This window comes from Kribbella italica (assembly GCF_014205135.1).
In the GTDB taxonomy this organism is placed as follows: Bacteria; Actinomycetota; Actinomycetes; order Propionibacteriales; family Kribbellaceae; genus Kribbella; species Kribbella italica.
The window spans coordinates 2,188,161-2,204,225 of the sequence record NZ_JACHMY010000001.1 but is presented as its reverse complement, the minus strand read 5'-3'; the positions used below and the strand labels follow the sequence as shown (position 1 = coordinate 2,204,225).

Below are 16,065 nucleotides of genomic sequence, written 5' to 3'. Positions count from 1 at the left end.
CGAAACTCCCTTCGTCGTTACATGGAGAGCAACGCTCGAGTGAGGTTCAAGATTCCACGACGAGTGTGTAAACAGCCTGAACGTTCCCTGAGAGTTCCCGGCAGTCACGCCTTCAGGAACCGCTGGTCAGCGGGGAACTGCTGAAAATCATTACTGAATGTGTCACACCACACATCGTCCTTCGTTGCCACCCGTAGCAACGCGCCCGGTACCCGCCGGATTCCCGTGAAAACAGGACAACCGGGGGCCGGGCGCGAGCGTCTTAAAGGGTTAGGCCAAACCCAGGGTGTCGAGCTCCCAGGCGAGCGTGAAGGCGACTTCGCGCCACGCGTCGTACCGGCCGCTGCGGCCGCCGTGGCCGGCCTCCATCTCGGTCTTCAGCAGGACGTCGACGTCACCGGCGGCGGTCTCCCGCAACTTGGCGACCCATTTGGCCGGCTCGACGAAGAACACCCGGGTGTCGTTCAGGCTCGTGATCGCGAGAATTCGCGGGTACTGCTGAGCCGTCACGTTCTCGTACGGCGAGTAGGACTTCATGTACCGGTAGACCTCGGGGTCCTCGAGCGGATTGCCCCACTCCTCCCACTCGATCACGGTCAGCGGCAGCGACGGGTCGAGAATCGTCGTCAGCGCGTCCACGAACGGCACCTCCGCGACGATCCCGCCGAACGCCTGCGGCGCCAGGTTCGCGACCGCGCCCATCAGCAGCCCGCCGGCGCTGCCGCCCTGCGCGACGATCCGCTCCGGCCGGCTCCAGCCGTCCTTGGCCAGGTGCTCGGCGACCGCGACGAAGTCGGTGAACGTGTTCCGCTTGGTCAGCGTCTTGCCGTTGTCGTACCAGTGCCGCCCGAGCTCGCCGCCGCCGCGCACGTGCGCGATCGCGAACACCACGCCGCGGTCCAGCAGCGACAGCCGCGGGATCGAGAACCAGGGGTCCATCGAGGACTCGTACGAGCCGTAGCCGTAGAGCACGACCGGCGCGTTGCCGTCCTTGGCGACGTCCTTGCGGGCGACGATCGAGACCGGCACCTGCGTCCCGTCGGAGGCCGTCGCCCACTCCCGGTACTGCGTGTAGGCGCTCAGGTCGACGCCGCCGAGCACGGGCTGCTGCTTGAGCAACCGCCGCTCGCCGGTCGCCACGTCCACGTCGTACGTCGAACCGGGCGTGACCAGCGACGTGTAGCCGAACCGGTACCGGGTGTCTTCCCACTCGTCGTTGCGGCCCGGGCCGACCGTGTAGATCGGCTCGTCGAAGGTGAGGCCCTGCGCGGCGGCGAAGCCGTCGCCGTCGCGGCGCATGATGGCCAGCTCGGTCAGCGCGTCCCGGCGCCGGTACAGCACGACATGCTGGGCGAACGCGTCGACGCCGAGCAGCCGGCTCGACTCGTCGCCCTCGATCAGCGTGGTCCAGTCGCCCGGCTTGTCCAGCGGAGCGGTGGCCAGCGAGAAGTTCTCGGCGTCGGCGTTGTGCGTGATCAGCAGCTGGTCGCCGGCGTGCTCCACGTCGTACTCGACGCCCTCGACGCGCGGCCGGACGACGACCGGCTCGCCGGTCGGGTCCTGCGCGTCGAGCAGCCAGACCTCGCTGGTCAGCTTGCTGCCGAGGGCGATCTGGATGGCCTGCTCGTTACGGGTCAGGTCGACGCCGATCCAGTACCGCTCGTCGGCCTCCTCCTTGACCAGGACGTCGTCGCCGGAGGCGCCGAGCGCGTGCCGCCAGACCTGGAACGGCCGCCACGCGTCGTCGACCTTCGTGTAGAAGATGGTCGAGCCGTCGGCCGACCAGGCCGACCCGTAGTGCACCTCGGGCAGCTCGTCGGGCAGCAGCTCGCCGGTGCGCAGGTCCTTGATCCGCAGCGTGAACCGCTCGTCGCCCTTGAGGTCGACCGAGTACGCCAGCAGGTTGCCGTCGGGGGAGACGTCGACGGTGCCGAGCGAGAAGAACTCCGAGTCGCCGGCCAGCACGTTGCCGTCGAGCATGACCTCCTCGCCGGGGATCTCGCCGTCGGTGGCCGGCGGCTGGTCGCCGTCGGCGGGCACCCGGCAGCTGATCGCGTACTGCTGGCCCTCGACCGTGCGGGTGTAGTACCAGTAGCCGCCCAGCCGTGAGGGCACGCTCAGGTCGGTCTGGAGGGTGCGCGCGGAGATCTCGCCGAAGATTGCCTCACGCAACGATTCCAGGTGCGCGGTGCGGGCCTCTGTGTAGCTGTTCTCGGCGCGCAGGTGGTCGAGAACCTCGTCGTTGGTCTTGTCGCGCAACCACTCGTAGTCGTCGACGAACACGTCGCCGTGGTGGGTACGTTCGACCGGCTTCTTGGCGGCGACAGGGGGAGTCAACTCAGGCATGTGGGGAGACTACCCGCGCCCGTGTCAGAGGCTGTAGGTCGCCACCACCGGCGCGTGGTCGCTCCAGCGCTCGGCGTACGTCGGCGCGCGGTGGATCGCGCAGCCGGTGGCCGCGGCGGCCAGGCCGGGAGAGGCGATCTGGTAGTCGATCCGCCAGCCGGCGTCGTTGTCGAACGCCTTGCCGCGCCACGACCACCACGAGTACGGACCGGGGCCGTCGCCGCCGAACCGGCGGCCGAGGTCGACCCAGCCGGCCTCGAACAAACGATCCATCCAGGCGCGTTCCTCGGGCAGGAAACCGCTCTTCTTGCGGTTCGCCTTCCAGGCCTTCAGGTCCTCCTCCCGGTGCGCGATGTTCAGGTCACCGCACATCAGCACGTGCCGCCCGTCGGCGCGCAGCTCGGTCAGTCGTGCGGTGATCGCATCGAGGAAGGCGTACTTCTCCTCCTGTCGCGGCGGCGTCTCGAACTCGCCGGTGAACACGTAGGTGCTGACCGCCGTCAGCGTCGACCCGTCGTCGAGCACGACGTCCGCCTCGACCCACCGGCCGGACCCGTCGAACCGCTCCGGCCCGAGATCGGTCCGCTCCAGCTTGATCGGCCGCCGGCTCGCGATCGCGACACCGGCGCGGCCCTTGCTGCCCTCGATCGCGGGCTCGGCGTGCGCGAGGTGCCAGTCGCCGCCGAGGTGGTCGCGCAGGACCTCGTCGGTCGCGCGAACCTCCTGCAGCAGCAGGAGATCCGGATCGGTCTGCTCCAGCCACGGAGCCATGCCCCGCCGGTACGCCGCCCGAACCCCGTTCACATTCACCGTGGCAACCTTGAGCACGCCCGTAACCCTAGCGGCGTTCGAGCGGTACGCCGTACCGCCTCACCGTCAGAGGGTGGTGAGAAGGGCGGAGAGCGATCGCTCGCAGAGCTCCTCGACCTCGTCCTCGGCGACGGTCGGGTTGTCGATCCAGGTGAGCAGGAGCTGCTCGATGTATCCCTGCCAGCCCAAGCACGCCAACTCGACCTTGGGCGTGGTCTCGACGCCCTGCTGCGCGAGGGCGTCGATGACCCAGCGGCTGAAGACCTGCCGCAGCTCGGAGTGCAGAGCCCGTACGGCGGGATCGCCCGCGGCCGACATCAGCAGCGTCGCGCGGTAGAGCTGAGGGGCTTCGAGAACGGCGCGGACGAAGGCGCGGATGCCGGAGCGCAGCCGCTGGTCGGGCGGGAGGGAGAGGTCGGGAGCGGTCCGGAGCATCAGCTCGGAGGCGGCCTCCTCGATCACGGCGTACTGGAACTTCTTCTTCGAGCCGAAGTAGTGGAAGAGCAGGGCGGGGGAGACGTGGGCCTCGGCGGCGACGCGTTCGACGCTCAGGTCGCCGTGCGGATCGGCCTCGAGCACCCGGCGCGCGGCGTCGAGGATCTGCGCCCGCCGTTCGTCCGGCCGCAACCGGGGTGCGCGGTGCTCTGAGGCTTGACTCATAGGGACAGTCTATTGAGTATCAGCTCAACAAGCACTTACTGTTGAGTATCGACTCAACAGACGGAGGTCCGCGATGGCCGGCAAGGTCGTACTCGTCACAGGCGCGTCCCGGGGGATCGGTGCGGCGGTGGCTCGCCGGCTGGCGAGCGAGGGCGACACACTGGCGCTGGTCGGGCTGGAACCCGACGAGCTGAAGAAGGTCGCCGAGGACTGCGGCCCGGACGCCGGCTGGTGGGAGGCCGACGTCACCGACCTGGAGTCGCTGCGCGCCGCGGTCGAGGGCGTTCGCGAGCGGTACGGCCGGATCGACGTCGTCGTCGCGAACGCGGGCATCGCGGCGCCGGGCTTCACCCGGAGCATGGACCCGGCCGTCTGGGAGCGCGTTCTCGACGTCGACCTGTACGGCGTCTGGCGGACCGTTCACCTGACGTTGCCGCACCTGATCGAGAGCAAGGGCTACCTGCTGCTCGTCTCGTCGCTCGCGGCCGTCGTGCACATCCCCGGGCTCGCGTCGTACAACACGGCCAAGGCCGGGGTCGAAGCGATGGGCAACAGCCTGCGCGCCGAGCTGCGGCACCTCGGCGTCCGGGTCGGCGTCGCGCACATGACCTTCGTCGACACCGACATGGTGCGCGGCGTCGACGACCACCCGGTGTTCGGCAAGGTCCGGACCGGGATCCCGTTCGCGAGCCGCGTCTACCCGCTGGAACTCGCCGTCGAGAAGTTCACCGCCGGCATCAGGAAGCGCTCTCGCGTGGTGCACGTGCCCGGCTGGATCGGCCCGATGAAGATCTTCCGCGCGCTGATCCCGCACCTCGTCGAGCTGGGCAGCCGGAGGTCGGTCGCCAAGGCCGACCGCGCCGCCCTGGCCGACATCGAGGCCCGCGGTGCCGACGTCTCGTCCCGTGCGTCCGGTGCCGGCGGCCTCGCGGACACGGCCAAGGCCAAAGGTGCCCGCGGATGAGTGAACGCCAGTACGACGTGGTGCTGCTCGGCGCGACCGGCTTCACGGGAGCGCTCACCGCGGCGTACCTCGTGAAGCACGCGCCGCCCGGCCTGAAGCTCGCGCTCGCGGGCCGGAACAACGCGAAGCTGGAGAAGCTCCGCGACGACCTGAAGGCTCCCGAGCTCGACCTCCTGCCTGCAGACGTCGAGGACCCGGAGTCGCTGAGAGCGGTCGCCGAGTCGACCCGCATCGTCGTCACCACCGTCGGCCCGTACATCCGGTACGGCGAACCGCTGGTCGCGGCTTGCGCCGCGGCGGGGACCGACTACCTCGACCTGACCGGCGAGTCGGAGTTCGTCGACAAGATGTACGTCGCCCACCACGCGAAGGCCGTCGAGACCGGCGCGCGGTTGATCCACTGCTGCGGTTTCGACTCGATCCCGTACGACCTGGGCGTGCAGTTCACCGTCGAGCAGCTGCCGCGCCGCGTGCCGATCAAGGTCGACGGCATGATCCGTGCCGGCGGCAAACCGTCGGGCGGAACCTGGGAGACCGCGATCACCGCGTTCTCCCGCGGCAAGCAGAACCTCGACGCGCACAAGGCCCGGCGGCGTGCCGAGGAACGCCTGACCGACCGCTCGGTGAAGCTGTCCGCCGGCCGGATCCACCGCTTGCAGGGCTTCTGGGCGGTCCCGCTGCCGACGGTCGACCCGCAGATCGTCCGTCGTTCGGCGATGCTGCTCGACGCGTACGGACCCGCCTTCACGTACTCGCACTACGCGGCCGTGAAGCGGTTGCCGATGGTTGCCGGGGGCATCGTCGGGATGGGCCTGCTGGTCGCTGCCGCTCAGGTCCCGCCGGCGCGCAAGGCGCTGATCGACCGGATCAAGGCCGGGGACGGGCCGTCGCCGGAACGGCGGGCGAAGTCGTGGTTCAAGGCGCGGTTCATCGGCTCGGGCGGCGGCACGCGCGTCGTCACCGAGGTCGCCGGCGGTGATCCGGGGTACGACGAGACCGCGAAGATGCTCGGCGAGTGCGCGCTCTCACTGGCGCTCGACGACCTCCCGACGACGGCCGGCCAGGTGACGACCGCCTCGGCGATGGGCCCGGCGTTGCGCGACCGGTTGGTTGCCGCAGGCATCAGCTTCCGGGTGATCTCGACCGAGGAGTACTGAGCGTGCGCCGGGTGAGATCGGCCGACGGGACGCAGATCGCGCTCTACGAGTACGGCGACCCGTCCGCGCCCGTGCTCGTCTGCGTGCACGGGTACCCGGACAACGCCCGCCTCTGGGAGCCTGTTGCGCAACGGCTCGCCGAGCACTTCCACGTCGTCACGTACGACGTCCGCGGCGCGGGGAACTCCGACCACCCGCGCGGGCGTACGGCGTACCGGCTCGATCGGCTGGAGGAGGACTTCACCGCCGTGCTCGACGCGGTCGCCGGTGACCAGGCGGTGCAGCTGCTCGCGCACGACTGGGGCTCGATCCAGTCCTGGCACTTCGTGACCAGTGAGCGGTTGCGCGGGCGGATCGAGTCGTTCGTGTCGATCTCGGGGCCGTCGCTCGATCACGCCGGCTACTTCTTCCGCGATCGCCGGCCGCGGCGGGAGAAGCTCTCCCAGCTCGCGCACTCCTGGTACATCCTCTACTTCCAGCTGCCCTGGGTGCCCGAGCTCGGCTGGCGGACGGGGTGGGGGCAGCGCGCCACGGCCAAGATGGAGCTGAGCGCGGGAGGACGTGCGGCGCCGGACGGAGAACGCTCTCTCCCGGACTACGTGAACGGTCTGCAGCTCTACCGCGCCAACGTGCTCCCTCGGCTGCTGCGGCCGCGGGCACGGCGTACCGACGTACCGGTGCTCGCGGTGTCTCCGGACGGCGACGCGTTCGTGACGACACCGCTGCAGACCGACGTCGCGCGCTGGGCCCCCAATCTCAGCGTCCAAGTGGTCAGGGGAGGGCACTGGTTGCCCCGGAACGATCCCGGACTTGTCGCCCGGTTGACCCTCGAGCACACCCGGCGGGTGGCAGGCTGGCAGGTATGAGAACGCTCCTGAACCTGATCTGGCTGATGCTGGCCGGATTCTGGCTGGCGGTCGGCTACGCGATCGCCGGCCTGATCTGCTGCATCCTGATCGTCACCATCCCGTTCGGCATCGCGTCGTTCCGGATCGCCGGGTTCGCGCTCTGGCCGTTCGGCCGGACCGTCGTCGACCGCCGCGGCGCGGGCGCCGGGTCGGTGCTCGGCAACATCATCTGGGTGATCGTCGCCGGCTGGTGGCTGGCGCTGGGCCACCTGGTCACCGGCATCGCGCTGTGCGTCAGCATCATCGGGATCCCGCTCGGCCTGGCCAACTTCAAGCTGATCCCGATCTCGCTGCTGCCGCTGGGCAAGGACATCGTCTCCACGGACGAGGCCTTCGGCATCCGATGAGGTCGCTGACCGTGCTCGGGTCGTGCGGTGCCTGGCCCGAGGCGGGCCGGGCGTGCGCCGGCTTCCTGCTCGAGTACGACGGGTTCAAGGTTGTGCTGGATCTCGGGTACGCGACGCTGCCGCGGTTGCTCGAGCACTGCCCGGACGGCGAGGTCGACGCGGTCGTGGTGACCCACGAGCATCCCGACCACTGCGTCGACGTGAGCGCCCTCGCGCGGGTCCGGCACTACCAGGCGCCCGAGGCCGCGCCGATCCCGCTGTACTGCCCGCCGGGCGTGCTCGCCGTACTGCGGGCGCTGGAACCGAATCCTGATCCGGCGACGGTCTTTGCCGTGCACGACCTGGCGACGGCGACGGAGATCGGGCCGTTCCGGCTGGAGAGCGTTCTCTTGCCGCACTACAAGACGAACTTCGGCGTACGGCTGAGTGCGCCGGGGCTGACGGTTTCCTACACGGGCGACAGTGGGCCGTCGCCTGAGTTGGCTCGGCTGGCTGACAGCGCGGATCTGTTCATCTGCGACGCGACGCATCAGGAACCGCCGGCCGAGGGACCGCGGTTCCTGATGACCGCGCGGGAGGCCGGCACGTTCGCCACCGGGGCGAAGCGGTTGCTGCTGACGCACTTCTGGCCCGGCTCGGATCGCGCTCTCTCGGTGACCCAGGCGCGGGAGAACTTCGCCGGTGACGTGATCGCCGCGGAGGAAGGGCTCGTGCTCGACCTGAGCTAGGCGGCGAGCCTCGCGTGGCGGAAGGCCGAGCGGTGCAGGAGCACGGCCTGCAGGACCATGCCGGCGACGCCGATCCAGAGCGTCTCCCGGCGGCCGAGGTGTTCGGCCAGGACGCCGCCGAGCACCAGGCCCGCGGTGAGCGACGCGCGGTTGACCGAGCGCAAGGTGGCATGCAGCCGGCCGAGCAGCCCGGACGGCGTGATGGACTGGCGGTAGCCCATCTCGATCGGGCTGTCGATGCCGATCGAGAGCCCGAAGACGAACTGGCTCACGCACAGCATGGCGAAGCCGAGCGCGTTGTCGCCGGCCAGCGGGATCAGCAGGTAGCCGAACGGGGTCATCCAGCGGCAGAGGACGATCGCCGGCCCGACGCCCATCCGCCGCCCGAACCAGCCCGACGCCGTCGCGCCGATCACCGAGCCGACGCCGCCGATCGCCAGCGTCACCCCGACCGCGCCGACGCTCAGCCCGAGGGTCTTGTACGCGAAGACCGTGTACGCCGTGACGATGATGCCCTGGAACACGAACCACACGTGCCCGGTCACCGCCAGCGGGCCGGTGGTCCGGTCGCGGTAGACCCAGGCCAGACCGTCGCGGATCTCCTGGCGCAGGTCCCGCGGAATGTCCTTGCCGGGGGCAACTTCCGGGCCGAGCGGCCGGACGGTGAGCAGGAGCAGGCCGGAGATCAGGTAGGAGAGTGCGTCGACCAGGATCGCGATCGGTGCGCTGATCAGCTGGACCAGGAACCCGGCCATGGCCGGTCCGCCGGTCGAGGCGACGGCGTCGGTCTGCATGAGGCGCGACCACGCCGGGGTGAGCAGGGCGGTCGGGACCAGGACGGGCGGGAACGACTGGTGTGCAGCGTCGTACCCGAGGGACAGCGCGCCGAACACGAGCACGATCGCGATCAGCAGCGGCATCGAGAGTACGTCGAGTACGGCGCAGAGCGGGATCAGTGCGAGCACTAAACCACGCGCCAGGTCGGCGGTGACCAGGATCGGCTTGCGGCGGTGCCGGTCGACGAAGACGCCGGCCAGCAGGCCGAGCAGCAGGTAGGGGAACCAGCGCGCGGCGCTGATCAGGCCGACCTCGCTGTCGGAGGCGCCGAGCGTGAAGATCGCGATCGCCGGCAGCGCCACCGTCGTGATCGACGTACCGGCCATCGAGATCGCGTCCGCGGCCCAGAACCGGAGAAACGCCGGGTACCCGAGCAACGGCCACCGGCGATTCATGCCCGGACCCTACCCAGCGCCCGGATTCAGCCGGCGGTCCGTCCCCGGAACCTGGGGCACGGGCCAGTCGCGCTCACGCCGAGTCCGGCGACTGACCCGCGCTCTTGGTCGCGGGGACGGTACGGCGGATCAGGAGGACTTCTTCTTGGCCGCCTCGACCAGCTTGCGCACGTTCTCGATCGAGCCCGCACCGGAGTCGATCAGCCGGGCACGCTCGGCCGCGAACTTCTCCCCGAGGTCGTCACGGACCTCCTGGGAGACTTCGGTCCGCGCCGGGTTGAGCACGTCGCGCTCCTCCTCGTCGAGGTGGTGCGACAGCGCCTCGGACAACTCGTGCGTCTTGTCGCCGAACTCCTCCGACGCGGGGTCCTCGACCTCCATCAGCTCGAGCAGGGCCTCGTTGCCCTCGTCGTGCTCGCGCTCGGAGTGCTCGACCTCGTCGGCGTCGATCGCGTCCTTCTTCCGCAGCTGGGGGTAGACCTTCGACTCCTCGGCCTCCGCGTGCGCGATCAGGACGGTCGCGAGATCGGCCAGTACGGCGGCCCGGTCGCTCCCGACGTCCCGCAGCTCGCGCAGCGCCTCCTCGAACCAGCGGTGATCGGCCAGGATGACCTCGACCACGTCACCACCGGTGTGCTGCAGGATCTTCGGCATCGAACCCTCCAAGTCAGTGCCCGGCAACCACACCGGGATCGACCTGCCGGTACCCGCCGATCGGCGCGCCATGCATACGGTCCTGCCGGGTGAGTTCCAGACCGTTGCACGAGGCCCGGACACGTCCGTTGCCGCCGGTTACGCTCCGGGCATGGCCACTACCCGCGCGCTCGTCCGCCGTCCCAGCCCGCGTCTCGCCGAGGGTCTGCTCACCCACCTCGAACGGGTCCCGGTCGACGCCGACCTCGCCGTACGGCAGTGGCAGCAGTACGTCGACGCGCTGACCGCCGCCGGCTGGACGACCGTCGAGGTCCCGCCGGTCGACGAATGCCCGGATGGCGTGTTCGTCGAGGACACGATGGTCGTGTACGGCGACCTCGCGGTGATCGCCCGCGCCGGCGCCACCGAGCGACGCCCGGAAGCCGCGGCCGCCGCCGAAGCGGTCGAGGCCCAGGGCTACCGCCTGGCCTACGTCGATGCCCCCGGCACCTTCGACGGCGGCGACATCCTGAAGGTCGGCACCACCGTGTACGTCGGCCAGGGCGGTCGCACCAACCGGTCCGGCTTCGACCAGCTCCGCACCCACCTCGAACCGCTCGGCGCGCAGGTCGTCGCCGTACCGGTCCGCAAGGTCCTCCACCTCAAGTCCGCCGTCACCGCCCTCCCCGACGGAACGGTCATCGGCTACGAGCCGCTCGTCGACGACCCGGCAGCCTTCCCCACCTTCCGCGCCGTCCCCGAGGAAGCCGGCTCCCACGTCGTACTGCTCGACGACACCCACCTGCTGATGGCCGCCTCAGCACCCCGCACCGCCGCCCTCTTCACCACCCTCGGCTACACCCCGGTCCCCGTCGACATCACCGAATTCGAAAAGCTCGAAGGCTGCGTCACCTGCCTGTCGGTCCGCCTCCGCCACTGATCAACAGACCTACCGCCTAGTCGGCGGGTTCCTCGGAATCGTCCGCGCTGGGGTGCTTGAGCTTGGTGAGTTCTGGGTCCTCGAGGGCGAACGTGCGGATCGGACCCCGCGTCTCGGGGGTCTCGAAGCGGACGGTGACTCGGCCTCGGCCGGCGCCCCAGACCCAGCCGGCGCCGTACGTCGGGTGGGTGACGTCCTGGCCCGGGTGGTAGCCGGTGTCGCGTTCGCGGGGGCGGACGGGGACTTCGGGGAGGTCGACGGCGGCCTCGGCTGCTTCGTCGGCTTCGGACTCGGTGAACAGGTCGTCCTGGATCCAGTCGGCCAGGGACGAGACGCCGACGCCGAGCAGGCGGATGCCGCCGGAGATGTCACTGTCGTCGAGGAGGCGGCGGGCGACGCGGGCGACCACGCGGGGGTCGTCGGTCGGGCCGGCCAGGGTGGACGAGCGGGTGTGGGTGGTGAAGTCGTGCATCCGCGTCTTCACGGTGACGGTGCGGCCGGAGAGCTGGGCCTTGCGGAGGCGTTCGGCGACGCGGTGGGCCATCCGTTCGCTGATCGCGGTCAGCAGCGAGCGATCGATGATGTCGGTCTCGAAGGTGTCCTCGATGCTGACCGACTTCGTCTCGCGGTCGCTCACCACCGGGCGGTCGTCGGCGGCGACGGCGAGCCGGTGCAGGCTCGTGCCGTGGGCCGATCCGACCTGACGGATCAGCTCGTCCTCGTCGAGCAGCTGCAGGTCCGCGACCGTCCGGACGCCGGCCATGCTGAGTCGTTGCGCGGTCGCCGGGCCGACCCCGGGGATCACGGTGACCTGCATCGGCGCGAGGAACTCCGCCTCCGTCCCGGGCGGTACGACGACGACGCCGTCGGGCTTGTCGAGGTCGCTGGCGATCTTCGCGATCAGCTTCGACGTCCCGGCGCCGACCGAGGCGGTCAGTCCGCCGCTGGCTTCCTTGATCGCGTCCTTCAGGTCGTCGGCGATCGCCTGGACGTCGTCGACGGTCAGGTCGTGCAGGCCCGCCGCGGACAGGTCGACGAACGCCTCGTCCAGCGACAGCGGCTCGACCAGCGGGGACAGCGCCCGCATCTGTGCCATCACCGCCTGGCTGGTCGCCCGGTACACCTCGAACCGCGGCCACAGGTACGCCGCGTGCGGGCAGCGCGAGCGCGCCTCGGCCGTCGACATCGCCGAGCGGACGCCGTACTTGCGCGCCTCGTACGACGCCGTCGAGACCACTCCGCGCAGCCCGATCCCACCCACGACGACGGGTTTGCCGCGCAGGGAGGGCTTGTCCCGCTGCTCGACCGCCGCGAAGAACGCGTCCAGGTCGACATGCAGGATCGATGGATCGGCACGCACGTCGACAGTCTCCCTGGTGCCACCGACAGTTCCGGGGGCGGGAGCGGGGAGCCGGCTGACAGAATCCGGGCATGGCGAGCTTCCCTGACCGGTGGGACGACGGTACGACGGCCGACGGGCCGGATCATCAGGTGCACTGGTACGACGAGCGGACGGTGATCATCCGCCAGGCGCTGCACACCAACTTCGAGGGACCGTTCCTCTACCTGCTGATCGGGTCGGAGCGCGCTCTCCTGCTGGACACCGGGACCGGGCACGCGAATCTGCGCGCGGTCGTCGACGAGCTGCTGGCCGGTCGGGACCTCGAGCTGGCGGTCGCCCACACCCACGGGCACGGCGACCATGTCGGTGGCGACGACCAGTTCGACCGCGTGGTCGGCAGGTCGGTGGAGGAGGTCGCAGCGTTCTTCGGGATCACGTCCTGGCCCGACGAGATCGTCACCTTCGACCTCGGAGAGCGCGTTCTCGACGTGATCCCGATCCCGGGGCACCAGGGGAGCGACGTCGCGGTCTACGACCGGGAGACGCGGCTGCTGCTGACCGGCGACTCGTTGTACCCGGGCCGGTTGTACGTGCCCGACTGGTCGTCGTACCGGAGCAGCATCCGGCGGCTGGCCGGATTCGTTGCCGCGGGCAATCCGGTGGAACGGGTGCTCGGCGCGCACATCGAGCTGACGGACCGGCCGGGGGAGGACTACGTGATGGGCGCCGCCGAACATCCCGGCGAGCACCCGTTGGAGCTCGCCCCGGAGACGCTGACCGAGCTGGACGAAGCGCTGACCGCTGCGGGCCCGGAGCCACGCCGGCTGGTCCACGACCACTTCATCGTGGTCCCGCGCTGAGGACCACCTGATGATCGGCGACGCGATCCACGTCACATCCGGGGCGCGGTTCAGGCAGACTGTCGCCAGGTACTGAGAAGTACGCCGTACCCACGGCGGTACCGCGACAGGGGAGGCCAGATGGGCGAGGAAGTCGACCGGGTCGAGTTCACCCGGGCGGACCGTACGGCGTTCCGCAACCAGGTCCATCGCAACCTGGACGCCTTCGCACGGATGCTGCGGGAGGCACGGTTCGACGCCGAACGGCCGATGACCGGGATCGAGATCGAGCTGAACCTGGTCGACGAGCGCTGCGACCCGGCGTTCAAGAACGCCGAGGTGCTGAGCGCGATCGAGGACGACGCGTTCCAGACCGAGCTCGGCCAGTTCAACATCGAGATCAACGTGCCGCCCGGCCAGATCGACGGCGACGGGCTGGACACGATGGAGGCCTCGATCCGGGCCAGCCTGAACGCGGCCGAGGAGAAGGCGCAGCGGACCGGGTCGTCGATGGTGGTGGTCGGCATCCTGCCGACGCTGCTGACCGAGCACATCCACCGCGAGGCGCTCAGCACCAACCCGCGCTACGCGTTGCTGAACGACCAGATCTTCCAGGCCCGCGGCGAGGACGTGCAGATCTCCATCGACGGCGTCGAACGGCTGGCCGTCACCGCCGACAGCATCGTGCCCGAAGCCGCCTGTACGTCGACGCAGTTCCACCTGCAGGTGACGCCCGAGGCGTTCCCGAAGTACTGGAACGCGGCCCAGGCGATCTCCGGCGTCCAGCTCGCGGTCGGGGCGAACTCGCCGTTCCTGTTCGGCAAGGAGCTGATGCGCGAGACCCGGATCGCGTTGTTCGAGCAGGCCGCCGACACCCGCACCCACGAGCTGAAGACGCAGGGCGTCCGGCCACGGGTCTGGTTCGGTGAACGATGGATCACCTCGATCTTCGACCTGTTCGAGGAGAACTCGCGCTACTACCCGGCGCTGCTGCCGGTGACGTCCAACGAGGACCCGATCGCGGTGCTCGATCGCGGCGACGCCCCAGCTCTTTCGGAGCTTCGCCTGCACAACGGGACGATCTACCGCTGGAACCGTCCCGTGTACGACGTTGTCCGGGACAAGCCGCACCTGCGGGTCGAGAACCGGGTGCTGCCGGCCGGCCCGACCGTCGTCGACACGATGGCCAACGGCGCCTTCTACTTCGGCCTGGTCCGCGCGCTGGCCGACGACGAGCGCCCGATCTGGTCGCAGATGTCGTTCAGCGCGGCGGAGGAGAACTTCCACGAGGCGGCCCGGCAGGGCATCGACGCGGAAGTGTTCTGGCCGGGGATCGGGACGGTGCGGGCGACCGAGCTGGTCCTGCGGCGCCTGTTGCCGTTGGCATCGCAGGGACTGGACGCGTGGGGGGTTGCTCCCGACGTACGGGACCGGCTGCTGGGCATCATCGAGCAACGGTGCCTCACCCACCGCAACGGTGCGTCCTGGCAGGCCGACGAGTTCCACCGCCTGTACACCAAAGGCTCGCACGATCGTCGTGACGCTCTGCGAGGAATGCTGGGCCGCTACCGCGACCACATGCACGACAACACCCCGGTGCACGAGTGGCCGGTCGACTGAACCGGTTAGCCCACCGGCGTGAAGAAAGGGGCCGGACCACAGACAACGTAGGACACCGGCCCGTCCCCTTGCCGAAGGCAACGGCATGGGACTGGCGCGTCGGCCCCGGACCCTGCAAGGGTGTCGGCCAAGGCGGCCCCGGGGGAGGGTTAGAAGCCACGGCTGCGGGTATGCAGGTTCCAACCGAACTGCCTGCCCGGGGTGGACACGGTCTCGTTGCGGACACAACTGCCTAACGGTCACGGTCGCGACACAGATGGTGCTTTTCCACAGATGCCGGTAGCGGTTCAGGGCAGTATCGTTCGGAACGGGTCGACAGACACCCGGAGGTGAGGCAAGTCGATGACGACCATCGTCGTGGGTTATGTGCCGAAGGCCGAAGGGCGTGCTGCTCTTCGAAGGGCGGCGGAGGAGGCGACGCTCCGCGACGCCAAGCTGGTGGTGGTGAACTCCCACCGTGGCGGGCGCAGCTTCGACAGCGACGAGGCCGCGGCCAGTGAGGCCGCGTTGACGGAGGTGCGTGAGCAGCTCGACTCGACCGGAGTGCCGTACGAGGTGCGGCAACTGGTGCGTGGACTCGACCCGGCGGAGGACCTGGTGGCCGTCGCCGAGCAGGTGCACGCGGAGTTCATCGTGATCGGCCTGAGGCGCCGGTCACCGGTCGGCAAGCTCATCCTCGGCAGCAACGCCCAGCGGGTGCTGCTCGACGCTCCGTGTCCGGTACTCGCCGTCAAGGCAGAGGCTGAGTTGATTGATGGGGAGGAGGACTGACGTGACTTCGACACGCAGCAAGAAACTGTGCCTGGCGCAGCAGCCCGACGCCGACGAGATGCTGAGCAGGGACCCTTTCGCGCTGATGGTCGGCATGCTGCTCGACCAGCAGATCCCGATGGAGCGCGCCTTCGCCGGCCCGGTCCTGATCGCCAAGCGGATGGAAGGTTCGTTCGATCCGTGCACGGTCGCCGCCTACGACCCGGACGGTTTCGTCGAGGTGGTGACCGGACCGCCCGCGGTGCACCGGTTCCCGACCGCGATGGCCGCCCGGATCCAGACGCTGGCCAAGCACCTGGACGAGGAGTACGGCGGCAACGCCTCGGGCGTGTGGGCCGACGTGAAGTCCGGTGACGACCTGCTGGCCAGGTTGTCGGCGCTGCCCGGCTTCGGCGCGCAGAAGGCGAAGATCTTCGTCGCGCTGCTCGGCAAGCAGCTGAAGGTCCGGCCGCGCGGCTGGCGCGAGGCGTCCGAGCCGTACGGCGAGGACGGTGCGTACAAGTCGGTCGCGGACGTGATCGACGTGGCGTCGCTGGTGAAGGTGCGGCAGTTCAAGGCCGCCCAGCAGGTCGCCCAGCAACGGGTTGTCGCCCGGCCACTACGGCAGACCAGGAACAGTTGAGGACTCAAGGACAGGACCGGTGCCGGCCCGCGGGGGCGTGCGGGCACCGGGCGTGCCACGCCCGGACGGGGGTCGCGCGTGGGTTCGGGTTGCTCGGCGGATTACAATGTAGTGTTGCTGCCGCCTGACGGGCATCCCGGTGAATA

General features: G+C 69.8%; 16 protein-coding genes. 10 read left to right on the top strand and 6 right to left on the bottom strand.

Features of this window, described 5'->3' with window-relative positions; genetic code table 11:
• Window positions 1–270: 270 nt before the first annotated feature.
• Genes HDA39_RS10340 through HDA39_RS10330 form a run of 3 tightly spaced genes read right to left on the bottom strand, consistent with a single transcriptional unit; the run spans window position 271 to window position 3,816 of the window.
• Entirely contained in the window at window positions 271–2,346 is a 2,076-nt protein-coding gene (locus HDA39_RS10340) for a S9 family peptidase (protein WP_184795008.1), read from the bottom strand.
• Window positions 2,347–2,370: 24 nt separating this feature from the next.
• The gene (xth, locus tag HDA39_RS10335; protein WP_184795007.1) at window positions 2,371–3,174 is read right to left on the bottom strand and encodes an exodeoxyribonuclease III; all 804 of its coding nucleotides are present in this window, start codon (window positions 3,172–3,174) and stop codon (window positions 2,371–2,373) included.
• Between the two features lie 48 nt (window positions 3,175–3,222).
• The gene (locus tag HDA39_RS10330; RefSeq protein WP_184795006.1) at window positions 3,223–3,816 is read right to left on the bottom strand and encodes a TetR/AcrR family transcriptional regulator; all 594 of its coding nucleotides are present in this window, start codon (window positions 3,814–3,816) and stop codon (window positions 3,223–3,225) included.
• 73 nt (window positions 3,817–3,889) lie between these two features.
• Here HDA39_RS10330 and HDA39_RS10325 point away from each other — a divergent pair, with 73 nt between their 5' ends.
• From HDA39_RS10325 to HDA39_RS10305, 5 genes are read left to right on the top strand one after another with little or no spacing between them, the layout of a single operon-like run.
• Complete coding sequence (locus HDA39_RS10325; protein ID WP_184795005.1) at window positions 3,890–4,780, top strand: SDR family oxidoreductase; 891 nt, start codon at window positions 3,890–3,892, stop codon at window positions 4,778–4,780.
• Window positions 4,777–5,937 carry a saccharopine dehydrogenase family protein gene (locus tag HDA39_RS10320; protein WP_184795004.1) on the top strand — a complete coding sequence of 387 codons (1,161 nt, stop codon included), beginning with the start codon at window positions 4,777–4,779 and terminating at the stop codon, window positions 5,935–5,937. The genes HDA39_RS10325 and HDA39_RS10320 overlap by 4 nt, the downstream gene beginning before the upstream one ends.
• A gap of 2 nt (window positions 5,938–5,939) precedes the next feature.
• A complete protein-coding gene (locus HDA39_RS10315; RefSeq protein ID WP_184795003.1) occupies window positions 5,940–6,803 on the top strand; it encodes an alpha/beta fold hydrolase in 864 nt (287 codons plus the stop codon).
• A complete protein-coding gene (locus HDA39_RS10310) occupies window positions 6,800–7,192 on the top strand; it encodes a YccF domain-containing protein (protein WP_184795002.1) in 393 nt (130 codons plus the stop codon). Before HDA39_RS10315 ends, HDA39_RS10310 begins: the two co-directional genes overlap by 4 nt.
• A complete protein-coding gene (locus tag HDA39_RS10305; RefSeq protein ID WP_184795001.1) occupies window positions 7,189–7,920 on the top strand; it encodes an MBL fold metallo-hydrolase in 732 nt (243 codons plus the stop codon). Before HDA39_RS10310 ends, HDA39_RS10305 begins: the two co-directional genes overlap by 4 nt.
• Here the strand turns inward: HDA39_RS10305 and HDA39_RS10300 are convergent.
• Together HDA39_RS10300 and HDA39_RS10295 are read right to left on the bottom strand one after the other, a co-directional pair.
• Window positions 7,917–9,152 carry an MFS transporter gene (locus tag HDA39_RS10300; protein WP_184795000.1) on the bottom strand — a complete coding sequence of 412 codons (1,236 nt, stop codon included), beginning with the start codon at window positions 9,150–9,152 and terminating at the stop codon, window positions 7,917–7,919. The genes HDA39_RS10305 and HDA39_RS10300 overlap by 4 nt on opposite strands.
• Before the next feature lie 129 nt (window positions 9,153–9,281).
• On the bottom strand, window positions 9,282–9,806 hold the full coding sequence (locus HDA39_RS10295) for a hemerythrin domain-containing protein (RefSeq protein WP_184794999.1): 525 nt from the start codon (window positions 9,804–9,806) through the stop codon (window positions 9,282–9,284).
• A 151-nt stretch (window positions 9,807–9,957) separates the two neighbouring features.
• Between HDA39_RS10295 and ddaH the strand changes: the two genes are divergently transcribed.
• The gene (gene ddaH, locus HDA39_RS10290) at window positions 9,958–10,725 is read left to right on the top strand and encodes a dimethylargininase (protein ID WP_184794998.1); all 768 of its coding nucleotides are present in this window, start codon (window positions 9,958–9,960) and stop codon (window positions 10,723–10,725) included.
• A 16-nt stretch (window positions 10,726–10,741) separates the two neighbouring features.
• On the opposite strand, the gene HDA39_RS10285 is transcribed toward ddaH, so the two are convergent.
• Window positions 10,742–12,085, bottom strand: a complete 1,344-nt coding sequence (locus tag HDA39_RS10285) for a DNA polymerase IV (RefSeq protein ID WP_184794997.1) — start codon at window positions 12,083–12,085, stop codon at window positions 10,742–10,744.
• 71 nt (window positions 12,086–12,156) lie between these two features.
• Here HDA39_RS10285 and HDA39_RS10280 point away from each other — a divergent pair, with 71 nt between their 5' ends.
• The 4 genes from HDA39_RS10280 (at window position 12,157) to HDA39_RS10265 (ending at window position 15,919) form a co-directional block, all read left to right on the top strand.
• Window positions 12,157–12,927 carry an MBL fold metallo-hydrolase gene (locus HDA39_RS10280; protein WP_184794996.1) on the top strand — a complete coding sequence of 257 codons (771 nt, stop codon included), beginning with the start codon at window positions 12,157–12,159 and terminating at the stop codon, window positions 12,925–12,927.
• Between the two features lie 120 nt (window positions 12,928–13,047).
• Window positions 13,048–14,526 carry a glutamate-cysteine ligase family protein gene (locus HDA39_RS10275; protein WP_184794995.1) on the top strand — a complete coding sequence of 493 codons (1,479 nt, stop codon included), beginning with the start codon at window positions 13,048–13,050 and terminating at the stop codon, window positions 14,524–14,526.
• Window positions 14,527–14,868: 342 nt separating this feature from the next.
• Window positions 14,869–15,297 (top strand): universal stress protein, encoded by a 429-nt coding sequence (locus HDA39_RS10270; protein WP_184794994.1) that lies wholly within the window; start codon window positions 14,869–14,871, stop codon window positions 15,295–15,297.
• Window position 15,298: 1 nt separating this feature from the next.
• Window positions 15,299–15,919 carry an HhH-GPD-type base excision DNA repair protein gene (locus tag HDA39_RS10265; RefSeq protein ID WP_184794993.1) on the top strand — a complete coding sequence of 207 codons (621 nt, stop codon included), beginning with the start codon at window positions 15,299–15,301 and terminating at the stop codon, window positions 15,917–15,919.
• Window positions 15,920–16,065: the final 146 nt, after the last annotated feature.